Below are 16,981 nucleotides of genomic sequence, written 5' to 3' on the forward strand. Positions count from 1 at the left end.
GATACAAGAAGTATCGTTTATGAATCTTAACGTTGATGTGGGATCGATGAGGGTAAATTTCAAGTCCAAGGGTAAATTAGACAGCCATTGATTTTACTGTTGCGTAATCGATGTCGGTCTTTTTCAGCCAAGCGTTTATTTTTGTATGGACCCAATATCACTTTATACCAGACCCCATTACTGCCATTTGAGGGCCTAACTTCTGAGGATAAACCAACGCCAAACGCAATATTCGCTTTTAGTTCATTGGCATCTTGTTGATTACGAAACGACGCACATTGCAATTTGTACGGGCCTTTTTCTTCAACTTCGTATGTCTCTACTTCGACCTTCTTATGTTTTAACCCTTCAACGTAACTCCACGCTTCTTTTGGGGGCTCAGGTAAAGGGTCTTCATCAATGTCTTTCGCCGATTTTGCCGAAGACAAGGTGATCTCAGTTACTTCAACCTTATTGTCGTTATGACTAATAACATAAAGAAAATAGCCAAAACCCGCAACAATGAGCAAGATCAACCCTATGATCAATATAGGTTTTAAGCCACTTTTAGGTGCTGTTTGTTTGCGCTTTGGTTTATAAGGATTATTCTTCTTTTTGGTCGCGCGGGGGCGAGCGACGTAATCTTGATGAGCCATGTTTCAAATACTTGTCCGTATGTTATTGGCAAAGTTTACCCAAGGGTATTTCAATGTACAATAATTGATTGCGCTTATCATGACAAATTGCACAAAATGTCAGCGTCCGTCCTCAATTGGGGGGATCTTCACAACGCAGTTACCAACTCAGCTCTAAAGGATCAATGTCTATTGACCATCGCACCTTTGATTGCAATGGGTGCTGTTCTATCTGTTGCAATATTTGCGTAACCGCTTGGTGCAAGTCACTGCGAGCACTGGCTTGCAACATTAAATGATATCGATACTTACCTGCTTTTTTTTCTTGCGCCGCTGCAATAGGACCACTGACCATACACCCCGAAAAAGCTTGTTGCGACACCTGCCTTAACAAAGCTTCTGGCATCCCCGGTTGATTGGCTTCGGCGCGAAACAGTGCCTGAAAACCAAACGGTGGTACTCGTGCTTGCTCTCGCTCCATAAGGGCATAGCGAGCAAAATGCTCATAACCATTATTGACCAAATCTTGCAATAAAGGATGTTCAGGGTATTGAGTTTGAATCAACACTTTACCCGGTTTGCTTTCTCGTCCGGCACGCCCTGCGACTTGCACTAATAACTGCGCCATGTGTTCGGGCGCTCGAAAGTCAAAGCTAAATAAGGCGCCATCAACCCCCATAACCGCCACTAAGGTGACATCTGGAAAGTGATGCCCTTTGGCTAACATTTGAGTCCCAATAAGCAGTTGATGCTCTTTGTTTGCAACCTCATTTAGCAGCTTTGCAAGCTCGCCTTTTCGCCGCGTACTGTCTCGATCAATTCGAACCGCACTGTATTGCGGAAATAATTCTGACAGCCTCTGCTCAAGTTGCTCAGTGCCCTGCCCCAAGGGTTTAATCCGCACACTGCCACATTGACCACATTGGCGCACGATCCTTTTCTGGCTACTACAATGATGGCACACCAGTAGGCCTTGACCTTGGTGCAATGTATAAGGCTTATTACAACGCTGACATTCGGCTATCCATTGACACTCTTGACAGGAAATCGCCGGAGAATAGCCGCGTCGATTTAAAAAGATTAGCACTTGTTCACCACGTTGTAGGGTTTGCTCAATGGCTTTTTTTAAACTTCCTGACAGGCCAAACTCAACCTGTTGTTGCGCCATATCGATAAGCTCAATACTGGAAATACTGCTTTTGCCTGCACGCTTAGTGAGTTGGTGATATTGATACTTACCACTTAAGGCATTTTGCAAACTTTCTAAAGATGGGGTGGCACTGCCTAAAACAATGGGAATATTGAGCTTTCGAGCTCTTAAGATGGCTAAGTCTCGGGCATGATAACGAAAACCTTCTTGCTGCTTGAGCGAGCCGTCATGTTCTTCATCAACAACGATCAATCCAGGATTTTTTAACGGCGCAAAGACCCCAGAACGAGTGGCAATAATAATCGCCGCCTCACCTTGTTTTGTTGCCTGCCAAGTCTGCAAGCGCTCACTATCATTAAGGCCGGAGTGATGCAACATAACCGGCACGTTAAACCGTGTTTCAAAACGCGATAAGGTCTGTGGGGTTAAACCGATCTCCGGTACTAAAACCAACACTTGTTTATGGCTTTTCAGTACCTGTTCAATGATTTGTAAATAAACTTCGGTTTTACCACTGCCAGTAATGCCATCAATTAAATGGCAACCGTACTGATCGAGCAAGTTATTAACCGCCGACACAATAACCGATTGTTCTAGAGATAAAACAGGTTTATCTTGGTGATTAACGCAGGCTTCTTGAAAGCGAAATTGCTGCGGTGTGAGGACTTCTTCAACAATCAACTTTTTGTTCATTAAAGCGGTTAATTGTTGTTTGTTATAACCGGCCATTCTAATTTGCGGCCATGTTGCATTTGGGGTTTTACTCAAATATTGCGCTAACGCTTTTTGCTTAGCCGCGGACTTAGCAAGATTATCAATGGCATTTTGAAATTGCTCTGCGCTTAAGTCAGGATGACGTTGCCAGCATGGTTGCAACGAGATATCGACAGCCTTGGCTTGTCTTAGAGCCACCGGCAGTGCTTGGGTTATCACATCCCCAAGCGGATGATGATAATATCGGGCGCAAAGGCGCAAAAAATCAATCTGTTCTTGGCTTAATCTTGATTGATCAGATAACCTTTGACTGATGGTTTTAACTTTATGACGGTCAAGATCACATGCAGCGCTTTGGCTCAGCACAATGCCTATCAATTTGCGACTACCAAAAGGGACCAAAACCCGAGTACCAGGCTCAAAGGTTTGTTGAGTAAGAGAACTCGGCACCAAATAGGTAAAGGTTTGTCGCATTGGCACAGGTAACGCCACATTTAGGTAGATCTCAGAGGTACTCATTTTTATCATCAATATCAGGGTTTCCTTGCTATATATTGCCTATTTGACAGCTATTTGCCAAGCCAAAGCCCAAACTTGATAAATATTCAAATTATTGTCTATTTTTTAACAAATTTATATTGAATAACGGACCGCGATCCCGTATTATCCGACACCTTAAATTGAAACTCGTATGGTATCTGGCAAAAGATCAGATGGCGATACGGCCTAATAGAGGTAATCCCCATGAAAGAAGGTATCCACCCTAAGTACGTTGCAATCAAAGCAACTTGTTCTTGTGGCAACGTAATCGAAACTCGTTCAACACTTGGTAAAGACATTTACTTGGACGTATGTTCAGAATGTCACCCATTCTACACTGGTAAGCAAAAAGCTGCTGAAACTGGTGGTCGTGTTGACAAGTTCAACAAACGTTTCGGTATGTTGGGTAAGAAGTAATCTTCTTGTCAGCGTAACGCAAAGTCCTTTAGGGCATAAAAAAACCAGTCGTTTGACTGGTTTTTTTATGCCTAAATTTTCCAAATTTAAAATCATCTAACCTTGACCTATTTACCCTCACGTTAAAAACATCTCGCCAAATAAAGCAAAGATAAAAAAAGGTGTGTAATGGTTAACCATCACACACCTTGATTATGCGCCGAAAATATCAGCGTTAGCTGTTACATTAGTTAAAGCTGTAACGAACACCTAAGTTGTAGCGTGCACCGTATTCAGCAAGACGTAACATTTGCTCTTCGTAACGAACGTAAGTACGTTGGGTTTCTTCGGTAATGTTTAAACCTTCAACAAAGATGGTTAAGTCTTCATTTACCGCGTAATTCACATTTAAGTCTAATTGAGCGTAGGCTTCAGTGAAAATAGGCGAAGAATGTTGATCAAAGCCAGATAAGAACTCATCACGCCAGTTGTATGATAAACGCGCCGATAAACCGTCTTTATCGTAGATGGCAGAGAAGTTAGCTGAGTCTGATAGGCCAGGTAGAGCGAACTCTTGGTCAATCGCATCACGATCGGCTTCTACATCACCGTGTACAAAGGTTGCATTAGCTTGGAAACCAAAACCCGTGTTACCAATCATGTGTTGAGCGGCAAGCTCCCAACCATACATGTTTGCAGTTTCTTTGTTCTCATCACGAGAGACAAAAAACTCAGTGATTGGATCATCTTCGTTTGGCAAGATAGGCGTATTTAATGGCGTGCCTTGGTTTTCGTTAATGCGATCATGAATCGCTTGGTCAGTAGGCTGTTTATTTTCATCGATTAACTGCTGACGCGCTTCTTCAGCACGAGGGCCTGAGTATACATCACGTAAACCATCGATGGTTTCAACCACTGTGGTGTTTACTAAGAAGTTTTCTACACGCTTTTTAAAGTAACCAGCAGACATGTAGCTACCTTCGTCGTAGTAGTACTCTAAAGATAAATCAACGTTATCAGCGATGTAAGGTTTAAGGCTAGGATCGCCTTTGCTCACTTTACGATTACCAACTAATGGGTTGCCATCAAAGCTCGTGTTTGAACGTAATGCACCAATTGCTGGACGAGCCATTGAACGGTAGTATGAGAAACGTGCAATCACATCTTCCATTGGTTCAATGTCAATGTCTAGATTAGGTAAGAACTGCTTGGTTGTACCGTTACCTTCAGAGAAAGACTTCTCATCGGCGTAAATGTATTGCCATTCGTTACCATTGGTCCATTGCATATTAACGGCAGGGCGCTCTAAAGAGTTTGATTTAACTTCGGTTTCTTCATAACGAAGACCTGCAACAATATTAATAGGCATATTGTTAAATTCGTCGTTAAATACAAACTGAGTGTAAGCTGAAGTCGTTGATTCATTTACACGGTTATCATCGTCTAATGGACCCGCTTGGAATTTACCACCAAGCTCTGCCGGCCAACCTGGGTTGTAGATGCCAGGAGCGATGGTGTCATCGATGTTTTCCCAATGGTACAACAGTTCGTCAAAGTCCGCTGTCATGTAGTAGTTGATGGCTTTATCTGAACCACCGCCTTGAAAACCGCTTAATAAATCTGAGGTGTCTACACGCTCGAACATATTGTCGTCAAAGTGAACCGCTGACCACGTCCACCAACCAGCTGGCAAGTTTTCAGAGAATGAACGAGTCGATCTGAAGTCAATTTCGGTACGACCAATACCAAACTCAATCTTAGCTAAGGCACCGTCACCATCGTTTACCCAAGTACCATCAATTTTGTACTCGTTCATTTCGTTTTCATGATAGGTGTAGTCAGCTTGACCAAATAACGAGCCCATATCAGCGCCCGTTAATTCATCTTGTGGGTTGCCATTACCATCAACTAACACCATGTCAAAGATAGGTAATTCAGTGGTGTAGTCAGCAGATTTACTGATCGCTGTTGCTGTATTTGGACCAAATTCTGGACCTGAAGCAACACACCAGTTACAAGATGTATTACCGATAATTAAGAAGCGACTGTTAATGTCTGAGCTAGCGGTTGAATTATGCCCATCAAATTCTAATTCTAAATTGTCGGTTGCTTGCCACTTAATGTTAAAGCCTAAAGACTTGTTTTCATTTTCTGTTTGGCCATTAGCAACGTTGGTCGCATAGTCACCACCAACTTCTTCAACCGCAACGTAAGTACCGTTTTCATTGATTTGTGCACTTGCAACGTTACCACCTTGGTTAAACCAGATCCCCATACCGTTTCTGTCGTAGCCGGTATCAAGTTTTGAGTAAGTGTAGTCTAGGCTTGCTTCTAATCTGTCATTTGGTTGGTATTGGAAAACCACTTGCGCATTAGTACGGTCACGTTGGTGATCGTTAATAAAGTAGTTGATATCTTGCGGGTACCAAGTTGCACCATCGGCACGTTGGTTGTTATCAATCAAGTCAAGATTAGGTGAAGCAGAGATATCTGCGTTTGGTTTCCAGTTATTAACTGCTGAGCTTTGTTCACGGTTGTTACGCTCTTGATAAGAAGCAGACACTAACACACCAAATGTATCATCGGCAAAGGTATTGCTGTATAAACCAGACAATTCAGGGGTAATGCTACTACCTTCTTCAGTGCTGGTGTCATACACTGATTTTGCACCAAACGAAGTGTGTAAACCAGGCGAACTTAATGGCTTCGCCGTAAGCATGTTAATGGTTGCACCAATACCACCAGAGGCTTGATTTGCTTTAGACGTTTTGTAAACTTCCACCCCACTTACACCTTCGGTAGCCAAAGTCGTAAGAACGGCCACCAACAGTTGGCATTTGACGACCATTTAAAGTCACTAGGTTAAATTCAGGGCCAAAACCACGAACGGTAACCTTACTGCCTTCAGAGTTGGTGCGATCAATTGATACACCGGTAATACGTTGTAACGACTCGGCTAAGTTGCTATCAGGGAATTTACCAATGTCTTCAGATGTAATCGCATCGACAACACCATTGGCGCTGCGTTTAACATCCATAGATTTAATTAAACTGCCACGAATACCTGTAACTTCAATAATTTCAATATCTTGAGCAACCTCTTCATTAGCAGTAGCCACTGAAGAAAATGCTGATGTACCTAAAATAAGGGCTAAGCTTGTCGCTATAGAGGATTTCTTGAATTTGTAATTTTGCATAATATCGCCTCAAGGGAGTTGTATTCAGGAACTATTGGGAACGGAACCAATAATTGATAAATGCAGGTCTCTTTTGTTTTATTTGTATTGTTTATATGTTTTATTTTTTATTATGACTTTCATAACAGGGGTTATGGAAAGCGGGTTCATATTAACAAAGCTCAAGCCATTGTTAATATGATAAAACCTAGGGAAAAACAGAATTCAAACCTTAGTTTGAGGTTGGTCAATTTTTTGAAAGTGAAAAGGAAAGCTTTCACAGCACAACTCAAATTTCTGCTAGGCGGCGTCATTGTACTGATATTTTATTAAAAATATAGCTGTAACCCTCCCTTAAAATCAGAATCGCTTTTATAGAGTTTTCCGTTTACTGTTAACTAAACGGAGAACAACAATGAAAAATCAAAAATTCAGCGAAGCACAGATCTTTGCCATTTTAAAAGAAGGTGAAACAGGCGCGATGATCGTGCCAGAACTTTGCCGTAAGCATGGTCTTGGTCAAAGTACCTATTACAAATGGAAATCAAAATATGGCGGTATGGAACGCTCTGAGCTAGCCAAACTCAAAGCGCTAGAGGACGAAAACAAGAAGCTGAAGAAATTATTTGCTGATGTCAGCCTGCAAAATATGGCGCTCAAAGATATGATCGAAAAAAAGCTATAAAGCCATCAGAACGAAAGCAGTTAGCCAAGTATGCCGTATTGCAGCTTGGTCTAGGTGTTGTGTTGGCGTGTAATGCCTTAAGCATCAGCCGTTGTACATATTATTATAAACCCAAAAAACAAGATGACTCGGACATCATAAATGAGTTGGTTTCATTAGCAGAAAAGCACCCTCGTTATGGGTTTCATAAGCTGTTTACCCGGTTCAGGAATTTGGTTTTTTTGTGGAATCACAAGCGTGTTTATCGCATCTATTGTGGCCTAAAGTTAAACCTTCGACGCAAGACTAAAAAGCGGATCCCGTCTCGTAACCCTGAGTCGCTAGCGGTACCTACTAGTATTAATGATTGTTGGTCGATGGACTTCATGCATGATGCTTTGTATCAAGGCAGAACATTTCGAACCTTCAATGTGATTGATGATTTCCAACGTGAAGCGCTGGCCATTGAGATTGGTCATAGTTTACCTTCAGCACATGTTGTTCGTGTACTTGAGCGAATTGCTGCATATCGAGGCTACCCAAAGCGAGTGCGTATTGATAACGGGCCGGAATTTGTATCTCAAAATCTTGAGTTCTGGGCAGAAGAGCATGGTGTTAAGCTTGATTTCATTAAACCAGGAAAGCCAACGCAAAATGCTTTCATAGAGCGATTTAATCGTACTTATCGAAATGAAATATTAGACTGTTATTTGTTTGAATCCTTGACGCAGGTTCGAGAAATGACCGATAGTTGGATTGATGAATACAATTATGAGCGACCACATGAATCGCTCAATGATTTACCACCCAAGATTTACGAGCAGCGATTAAAGGAAAACTCTATCGGGATCTGATCTAAAAAAGGGGGGATTACATAGCCTTTTCAGTAAATATTTGTAACTTAGCTAAATTACAGGCAAAAAAAATCCGCTACCAAGTTAGCGGATTTTTTAATTTGTTTAGTTATTTATGCTAATTAATGCTTATTTAAAGCTGTAACGAGCACCAAGGGTGTAACGCGAACCGAATTGAGCCGCTCTTAAGAACTGCTCTTCAAAACGGCCGTAAATTTCTTCCGTTTCGTTATTCATATTAATGCCTTCAAAGAACACAGTTAAGTTCTCATCTACGTCATAGTTCACACTCATATCCCAAGTTGCAAACTCTTTTGCATATTGTGGTGGTGCATCATTTGAAGCGCCACCTTGGCCTACACCAATCAGGTAAGAGTCACGCCATGCGTAAGTTACCTTTACTGATAAACCGTCTTTATCGTAAAACGCTTGAAAATTAGCAGAATCTGAAAGACCAACTAATGGCGTTTGTGGAGTTACACCTATATCATCGTCAGGATTTGGATCATAGGCGATATTATAAGTATCGTACTCAACATCACCATCAACGATGGTTGCATTTACACCAAAACCAAAGCCTGTATCACCAATAAGGTGCTGTAAAGCAAATTCCCAACCATCAACCACTTTATCGTCTTTTACGTTAAATGCTGAGGTAATATCCCAGATGATTTCAGGATCCGTTGCAGGATCGCCTTTAATAACACCAACACCACCGACTTCAACAAGACCTAAATCACCAGTGTAATTAGCTGCAATCCAATCAAAGATCTCTGATTCAGATGGATTTCCACCTAAAGCAGCACGAGCTTCAGCTGCACGCTGACCATTGTAAGGGTCGTATAAACCGTCAAGTTTTACCTTAGATGAGCCGGTAGCTAAGAAGTTCTTAACATCTTTTCGGTAGTAACCAACAGCGGCATAACTGCCTTCGTCGTAGTACCACTCAAGTGCGATATCAAGGTTAGTGGACTCAAACGGTTGAAGGTTGGCATTACCATTACCACCAGTACGTTGGCCTGGTTTTGGAAACTCACTGACAGATAATGTACCTGCTAAATCGCTAAGATTTGAGCGAGTAATACTTTTACCCCAAGAGAAACGACCAACTAAATCATCGGTAATATCAACGGCAATATCAAGGTTTGGTAAGAAAACATCATGCTCACCTTCAAACTCCGAATATTCTTGTTCATTCTCGTCAATAAGGGTTTTCCACTCACCACCTGGTTGCCAAATCACTTCAGTCGGGACTGATTGTAGAACAGCTGTATTAACGTCTGTTTGCTCGTAACGCATGCCTAAGTTAACTTTAACAGGCATCTCTGCGACTTCAAAATCCCATAATGAGCTAACATAAATACTACTTGTTTGCTCTTCAACTTCATCCCCTGTACCCATAGCACCTTCTTGATATGGATTCGGGTTAAACGCTGGAAAGTAAGCTTGTGAACGAGCAATAGCCTCATCAAGGTCATAATCATAATAGTAGTTAGTAAGAAGATTATTACCACCATTAGAAAATTCATCTAAGAAACCGCTCGTGCTATTGTATTCAAACATGGAGTCAGGGAATACACCAACATATAACGGGCTAAGGCTAGTTTGACCTGTTTGTGAAGCAGCGTTACCTGCGCTTTCACCTGTAACTGCTTGTGTTGTGTGTGCCAATCCAAATTTAACATGCATTAATGGAATATCGTAAGGATTTTCCCAAACACCATCAAATTGAAACTGCTCAACTTCGTTCTTAGCTTGGTCATGAAAAAATTGACCAAAGTTTAAAAGAATATCACTAGGAGAGCCTACAGTTGTGCCATTTGCCCAGTTAATGTACATTTGCGGTAGATCGCCATCACGGAATTCATACACCTTACTATCTAGGTTCTTTGAACCAAAGATCATATTTGCTGTACTACCTAAGCCATCATCGCCGCCGTTGTTTGTTTTACTTTCTGAATTGTGGTAATCGAAAGCAAGTTTTAGCTCTTCGGTTGCTTGCCAGTCAATGTTAAAACCGATTGACTTTTCTTCAACTTCATCCGTTCTGCGACCTCTGGTCCAAGAACCATCTTCATCTTTTGTTTCAACAAAAACGGCAGTACCATTTTCATCGACTTCTAAGTCCAAGATAGCGCCAAGGTTGCTGCCAGCATTGATCCATTGCCCCCAACCTAAGGTATTCGAACCTGTAGTAGCTTCACCCATAGTGTAATCTAAGGTTAAGATTACATCATCAACGGGTGCATATTGAAAGGTAACATTGGCATTAGTACGCTCACGTTCTATATCAGCTATACCGTAGTTCAGATCTCTTGGTAAAAACACCCCTTCATGATTAAATGGACTATTTTCAGGGCGATTGTCTCTGATCATAGAGGCGTCTAAAGCGTCAAGGTCACTCTGTGGAACAAACTGCCAACCATAAATATTGCTACTTTGACTTTGGAAATCACGCTCTTGATGAGAAAACGCAACAGCCACACCGATTGAATCATCAGCAAAAGTATTGCTGTAAAGAGCTGAATATTCTGGTGTAATGTCGTCATTTTTAACGTTTGATTCGTCGTATATACCTTTACCTGATAAAGAATATTTTAGACCAGGGCTTTGTAGCGGCTTAACAGTTACAATGTTGACTGTAGCACCTAGACCACCTGAAGGGTTGTCCGCTTTTGCGGTTTTGTGTACTTCTAGCGCACTTACCGCATCAGAAGATAAGTTTTCTAATGAATAAGCACGAGAATAACCAGTACCTGGCATTTGACGGCCATTTAAGGTGATAAGGTTAAACTGAGGACCCCAACCACGAACGGTAATTTGGCTACCTTCACCGTTACTACGGCTAACGGTTACACCAGTAATACGTTGTAGAGATTCTGCTAAGTTAGTGTCTGGGAATTTACCCATATCTTCAGCCGAAATTACATCTACGACACCATCTTGTGAACGCTTAAGGTCCATTGAGCGAATTAACGCGCTACGAATACCTGTAACCTCAATCACTTCTATTTCATTTTCGTCGATTGCAGCTTGTTCTTCTGCAAAAGCCTGGCCAGTAAATCCTGATGCAATAATAGCAGAGACATACATAGCAATAGGTTTTTTTAGGAATTTTGTATTTTTCATATTAATCCTACATCTTAAAATATTTTGTTAATGGCGACTTTGGATTGGCCTAAGTCGCCCAACTTTGTTTTTTTCTATTACGCGTCAGATTACTGTACCGGCTCGTAAATTTTAACATTATCTAGTCGAATCACAGCGCCATTTCCGGCCCCCCAACTTGGGTGAACCATAAAAATATCAATCTGACTTAAATCAAGAGTATTAGTACTTGCTAAATCTTCTAGTTTAAAGGTATATGTTTGCCATTCACCAACTACTGGATCAACGCCTTCTAAACTGGTATTTAGTGGTACTTCAACATAACGTTGATCATTACCAGACTCAAGTTTTAGTAACCAGATACCTGGTGCCGCTGCCGAATCAGGCTGAGAAACAACTTTCAAATCAAACTCAAGTACACCGTTAGCAAGAATGCCTGTAGCATCAATAGGGTTTCCTGCGGTGCCTACGTTGGCATCTTCTCTACCATACAGACCTACTACGGTACCGCCCCATTCACCAGGAACGATTGTATACTCTGCAACATCAGCACGAGAGGCATCTTCATCTGCAACTACTTCAGGCGTTGTGCCACCACAGCAATCCCATATTTTCCAGCCTTCTAAAGCTTGGTCAATGAATAAAACTGTGCCATTAATCGCTGTCGGATCATAAATTTTAACATTATCAACACGAACAAACGCACCATTTCCAGCTCCCCAACTAGGGTGTACCATAATGATATCGATTTCACTAGGGTTGAAATTTTGGCCAGCAGAAATCAAATCGGCTAGTTTAAAGGTAAATGTTTGCCACTCACCAACAACAGGATCAGCACCTTCCATGCTGGTGTTTAGCGGTACTTCAACAAAAGATTGGTCATTACCTGCTTCAACTTTTAATAACCAGATACCTGGTTCAGCTGCAGAGTCAGGCTGAGACACTACTTTCATTTCAAACTCAATCACACCGTTTTCAGTTATGGTGCTCGCATCAAAAGCTGCTTGTGTATCTCTTGCAAAGAAACCAACTACTGTCCCACCCCATTCACCAGGGACAATATTAAACTCGGCAACATTGCCGTGTGCTTGGTCATCTTCAACCACCATAGGTGTTGTGCCACCACAACAATCCCATAATTCCCACTCAGTTTCTTCATCAGCGAAAATGCTTACACTAGGTGATGCAGTTTCTGCTTCAATTGCCATATTAGAAATTTGGAATTTTGCACCTTTACCAGTGTCCCATGCAGGGAAGATCATCACAACGTCGATTGCGCTTGCATCTAATCCTTTAGCAACCAAATCCGAAATTAGGAAGGTGTATGTTTGGGTTTGACCTACTACTGGCTCAACACCTTCAACGCTATCGGTTAAAGGAAGTTCAACAGGAGTACGACCTGCACTTGCGCTCTCAATCTTAAACATCCAAGTCGAAGCAGGATTAGTTGGCGCCTGAAGCACTTTCATATCGAAAGTCACAAAGCCATCAATGGCTGCAAGAGGTGATGCATCAAATGGCTCTGAGACACCACGAGAATCGAAACCTACTACAGTGGCTGTTTCACCAATTTCAAACTCAACCGCGCCATCTACGATTGTTGGAGTAGTCCCCCCACAACAATCCCATGCTGGCCAGTCTGGGTTTATCTCACCATTAGCAAAAATAGATAATGTTTCAATTGGCGGTAATTTAGGGATTGGTGCTTTTTCATCTATCAACAAAGCATAATCTTCAGGTGTTACACCTTCTTCATAAACTTTATCGTAATTCGTGCGCAGTGTAGAACAGCCTTTACCAGTTTCTGGGTTAGAAGCACATTCATATACACGAACGTAGTCAACTTCCATGGTGTTGCCACCTTCAAAGGCCGCAGCGTCAATACCAAGGCTGTTTTTATTTTCTGCCCAGTTGCCACCAACAGCAAAGTTCAGAATTAAGTGAAAGTCTTGATCAAAAGGCGCATTGCCCCAGTAGGTTGTTAATTCACCTGTGATTGGGTCATAGTTTTCTGAGTACCAACCTTTATGCTCTAAACCAACTGGAACACCATCGGCATTTAAAAGGGGTTTTGCTTTTCGTTGGGTTGAGTATAAGTAGTTATCGACATACCAACGAATCTCTCCCTCTTCCCACTCAATGGCGTATGTGTGAAACTCATCGCCTGGGTTGGAATCTACCGAATATGGACGACCAGGTTCAGATTTGTCATTCCATGCACGGCCGTAATGTAAGGTGCCGTATACACGATTTTCTGCTGAACCGTCTTCAGTCGCTTCACCTAGGTTAACCGCTTCAACGATATCGATTTCACCAGATTTTGGCCACTCACCGTATACTTCGTCACTTGGCATCATCCAAAATGCAGGCCATGCACCTTGACCTTTTGGTAATTTCATACGAGCTTCAATACGACCGTATTTAAAATCACCTTTATTTTGTGTTGTCATACGAGCAGACGTGTATGGTAATGCTGCTTCTAAAGATGGTTTAGCAACAATTTTTAGTGTGCCATCAGATACGAAAGAGTTTTCTTCGCTGTCTGTGTAACATTGCTTTTCTTGGTTTCCACCACCATCACAGTTAACTTCGTGATTCCATTTTTGAGTATCGATAGCATCGCCATCAAACTCATCTGCCCATACCAGTTGCCAATCGCTAACTGGTACAGACGGGTCAATAACATCAGGATTAGTTGAGGTTTCTGCACCTCCACCACACCCAACTAAAGTGGCTGCGGTAGCGCATGCCATTAATTTGGTTATTTTCTTTGCTGCAAACTTCATTTTTATTTTCCGTTCTGACTATTCTTATGTCTGTTAAATCATTCTTATTATTTGAATCAATTAACGAACTACGAAGATGGTTGATTTCCTGCTATTACACATGAATAAGACAGGAATAGCATTTATCATTTGCGATGATGAAGTTTATTACGATTAGTTACAATCTAAACTCGATATAAGGAAAGTTGTTTGCGGTAATCTTTAGCATTAGGGTTAAAACGCGACAAAACGAAACAAAAGCACGACAAGATGTTTATAAAATTAGAGGTAAACACATCATGAAAGTTAACTACAAAAACAGTGTTTCCAAAGTTGATTTACATCAAAATAAATTCATCAATTTATTAATACAAATCAATAAAAGCACCTTCAAAAGCCTCAAAAAACCCAATAAAAACCAATAAATTCAAGCGTTAGAGCCAATAACAGCAAAAAACTGAACAAAAAAGATTAACCCAGCCGTTTTGTAATTTAATTACGATATTTGAAACTTTTTACAGATTTAAACTCATTTGGTCGAGATTGATTGCTTTCAATTTTCAGCCTTTTTATCGAGCGATAAGATGAAAGCTTATCAGGTTAAAATCCAAAGATTTTTTAACCTTATTGCAACTTACGGCAGCCCAATTAATAAACAAACGTAACCTTTTATAGGTATAAAAAGGTAAATTAAAGATGCTTATCTTTAATTAACTGTTGAATCGTAGAGCTGTAATTTCGACTGACCTTGACCTGTACATCTTCGCCCAAATCCAGAATGGCTTCGTTGTTTTTTAAGGTTTGAATACCTTTAATGCAGTGCAAATTAACGAGGGTTGATTTGTGCACACGACAAAACATTCGGCTGTCGAGTTCAGCCTGTAATTTTTTCATCGTGATACGCACCACATGGGTTTCGGTTTTGGTATGGATACACATGTAATCGCCAGCCGCATCAATCCAACGTATATCATTGACATTTAACACAATGCGCTCATGCTCATTGGTTTTAATGACAAACTCTTGTCGAAATGGCGCAGGTAAGGGTAAATCGGTTTCTAGCCAATCTTCTAATTCCGAAATATCTAAACCAGAGGTTTCACCTAAGGCAGACAACAATCGATATTTCTCGTTTTCTGATTGTTTAGGGCTACGGCGTTCATTAATACGATCAATGGTTTTTTGCAATCGACCTAAATTTGCGGGTTTTAAAATATAATCTATCGCATTTAGCTCAAAAGCATCAATGGCGTATTCGCTATAAGCACTGACAAATACCACCATAGGTAAAATATCTGACTGTAACGCCTGAATCACCTCAAGCCCATTGATTCCAGGCAACTGTAGGTCAAGAAATAATACGGTCGGTGACAGTTCTTGACAAAGTTTAATTGCTTCATCGCCATCACTGGCTTCACCGATAACCGTAACTTGAGGTATTTTCTCAAGTCGTAACTTCAGCCCCTCTAGCGCTAAAGGCTCATCATCTACAATGATGGCTGTAATAGGTGGTTCATTTCTCGACATGATTAAACTCCATTGGCGTAGATATGTGAACTCGACTGCCGTTGTTTGGGCTGTCGCCAATATTAACCTCAAAATCACCATTGAACATGGTTTTTAGTCGCTCCTTGGTATTACTAATACCTATGCCAAAGCCTTTTCTAGTTTGATTTTTACCCTGAGCGCCATCGTCATCTACGATAAGATGGAGGCGGTTGTGTTGTTTAAACGCAGAGATAGCTATAACCCCGGCTGTTTTTTTGGGCTCAATTGCGTACTTCACCGCGTTTTCGACCAAGGGTTGTAATAGCATGGTTGGGATCATCGCATGCTTTACCCCTGGTTCAATGTCCATAACGACATTTAACTTGTCTCCAAATCGAACTTTTTCAATCGACAGATACAAGTCCAATAAGGCGACTTCGTTATTTAATGTTGTATAAGGATGTGTCTTTTTATCTAAAGAATAACGAAAAAACTCACACATTTGATCAAGCATTTCATTGGCTTTTTCATTTTCGTTCTTATAAATAAGGGTTGAAATTGCGTTCATCGTGTTAAACATAAAGTGCGGATTTAATTGGTAGCGCAACATTTGTAATTGCGCATCTTTAACCGCATTTTGGGCCAACAACAGCATTTCATGACCTTTTTGTAACTTGCTGTTATATAACATAATAAAGTAAATCGAGGTCCAGACAAACATAGTGGTTATGGAAAACATTAACCAACCACCAAATTCTAAGAGATCCCAAGCCTGATTCCACTGTTGATTGTATACAAGAACCTTGTAAAAACTGAGCTTAAAAATATTGTAAATAAAGCCAAGCAGTGCCGCCGAAAAGAAACTAATGGCCAGCGTTTTCTTTAACGGTAAATGAACAACTTTGCCAATGACTTGCCATTGTATATAGGACAAACCAAAACCACAGAGTGCTTCGGCAATCAAGTTTAAAATTTGTCCACCGAGGTTAAAGCCAGGCGTTTCAAATTGTGGGTGAATAATGGCAAAAAATACCACGAGTGAATACCCTATCCACCCAACAAACTGTAATGTCCAAAATTGCTGTGATTGATTGGAAAATTGATTACTCTCCAGCTCAAGCGTATCTGGGTTTAAAAAAGTATCCATTTGGTAAACCTAAGTGGCCATTAACCTGACGTGTTTCGTTTTAATTTATTTTCGCCTTTTGTTTTACGGTAAAAGCCAAGACCCGACGAGAGGTTGTTTTGCTTTAATTAAGCCATAATCTTTTTGTGTGTTTGCCATATTACCCAAGAAAACGCAGCTTGCAAACGTCTTAACTGCCAATTTTTAAAATTTTTGAGGTCAACTTTGTAACCATACCGTGACAACAACGGTCTCCTTGATGAAAATTTTCCTAGTGGCATAATTTGACCGACATCAGAAAGATGAAAATTTTTATCTTGTCGCCAACTAAAGTCGGGTTATACTTGGATTTGAAATCAAGTGCTTATAGTAAACACCTGTTTACT

The 16,981-nt window shown here is 41.0% G+C and carries 10 protein-coding genes; 2 read left to right on the forward strand and 8 right to left on the reverse strand.

Annotated features, from left to right (window positions below):
- Positions 1 to 59: 59 nt before the first annotated feature.
- A complete protein-coding gene (locus ACAY00_RS12195; protein ID WP_371374053.1) occupies positions 60 to 635 on the reverse strand; it encodes an SPOR domain-containing protein in 576 nt (191 codons plus the stop codon).
- A gap of 139 nt (positions 636 to 774) precedes the next feature.
- Positions 775 to 3,006 (reverse strand): primosomal protein N', encoded by a 2,232-nt coding sequence (priA, locus tag ACAY00_RS12200; RefSeq protein ID WP_371374056.1) that lies wholly within the window; start codon positions 3,004 to 3,006, stop codon positions 775 to 777.
- A gap of 216 nt (positions 3,007 to 3,222) precedes the next feature.
- On the opposite strand from priA, the gene rpmE reads away from it, so the two are divergent.
- Positions 3,223 to 3,435: a 50S ribosomal protein L31 gene (gene rpmE, locus ACAY00_RS12205; RefSeq protein WP_371374058.1), complete on the forward strand. Its 213-nt coding sequence runs from the start codon at positions 3,223 to 3,225 to the stop codon at positions 3,433 to 3,435.
- A gap of 226 nt (positions 3,436 to 3,661) precedes the next feature.
- Here rpmE and ACAY00_RS12210 read toward each other — a convergent pair whose 3' ends face one another.
- Positions 3,662 to 6,262, reverse strand: a complete 2,601-nt coding sequence (locus tag ACAY00_RS12210) for a TonB-dependent receptor (RefSeq protein WP_371374061.1) — start codon at positions 6,260 to 6,262, stop codon at positions 3,662 to 3,664.
- A complete protein-coding gene (locus tag ACAY00_RS12215) occupies positions 6,174 to 6,611 on the reverse strand; it encodes a TonB-dependent receptor plug domain-containing protein (protein ID WP_371374064.1) in 438 nt (145 codons plus the stop codon). Before ACAY00_RS12215 ends, ACAY00_RS12210 begins: the two co-directional genes overlap by 89 nt.
- Before the next feature lie 394 nt (positions 6,612 to 7,005).
- Here ACAY00_RS12215 and ACAY00_RS12220 point away from each other — a divergent pair.
- Positions 7,006 to 8,108 (forward strand): IS3 family transposase gene (locus ACAY00_RS12220; RefSeq protein WP_371374066.1). Its coding sequence is split into 2 segments (ribosomal slippage): positions 7,006 to 7,270 and positions 7,270 to 8,108, totalling 1,104 coding nucleotides; the frame shifts between segments, so codons are not numbered across the junction.
- A 129-nt stretch (positions 8,109 to 8,237) separates the two neighbouring features.
- Here ACAY00_RS12220 and ACAY00_RS12225 read toward each other — a convergent pair.
- The 4 genes from ACAY00_RS12225 to ACAY00_RS12240 all read right to left on the reverse strand — a co-directional run bounded on the left by ACAY00_RS12225 (position 8,238) and on the right by ACAY00_RS12240 (position 16,616).
- Complete coding sequence (locus tag ACAY00_RS12225; RefSeq protein WP_371374069.1) at positions 8,238 to 11,237, reverse strand: TonB-dependent receptor; 3,000 nt, start codon at positions 11,235 to 11,237, stop codon at positions 8,238 to 8,240.
- Between the two features lie 89 nt (positions 11,238 to 11,326).
- Positions 11,327 to 14,002, reverse strand: coding sequence for a family 16 glycosylhydrolase (locus ACAY00_RS12230; RefSeq protein WP_371374071.1), 2,676 nt, complete (start codon positions 14,000 to 14,002; stop codon positions 11,327 to 11,329).
- Positions 14,003 to 14,671: 669 nt separating this feature from the next.
- Complete coding sequence (locus ACAY00_RS12235) at positions 14,672 to 15,508, reverse strand: LytR/AlgR family response regulator transcription factor (RefSeq protein ID WP_371374074.1); 837 nt, start codon at positions 15,506 to 15,508, stop codon at positions 14,672 to 14,674.
- Positions 15,495 to 16,616 carry a sensor histidine kinase gene (locus ACAY00_RS12240; RefSeq protein ID WP_371374077.1) on the reverse strand — a complete coding sequence of 374 codons (1,122 nt, stop codon included), beginning with the start codon at positions 16,614 to 16,616 and terminating at the stop codon, positions 15,495 to 15,497. Before ACAY00_RS12240 ends, ACAY00_RS12235 begins: the two co-directional genes overlap by 14 nt.
- Positions 16,617 to 16,981: the final 365 nt, after the last annotated feature.

It is taken from the genome of Thalassotalea sp. 273M-4, assembly GCF_041410465.1.
GTDB classification, from domain to species: domain Bacteria; phylum Pseudomonadota; class Gammaproteobacteria; order Enterobacterales; family Alteromonadaceae; genus Thalassotalea_A; species Thalassotalea_A aquiviva.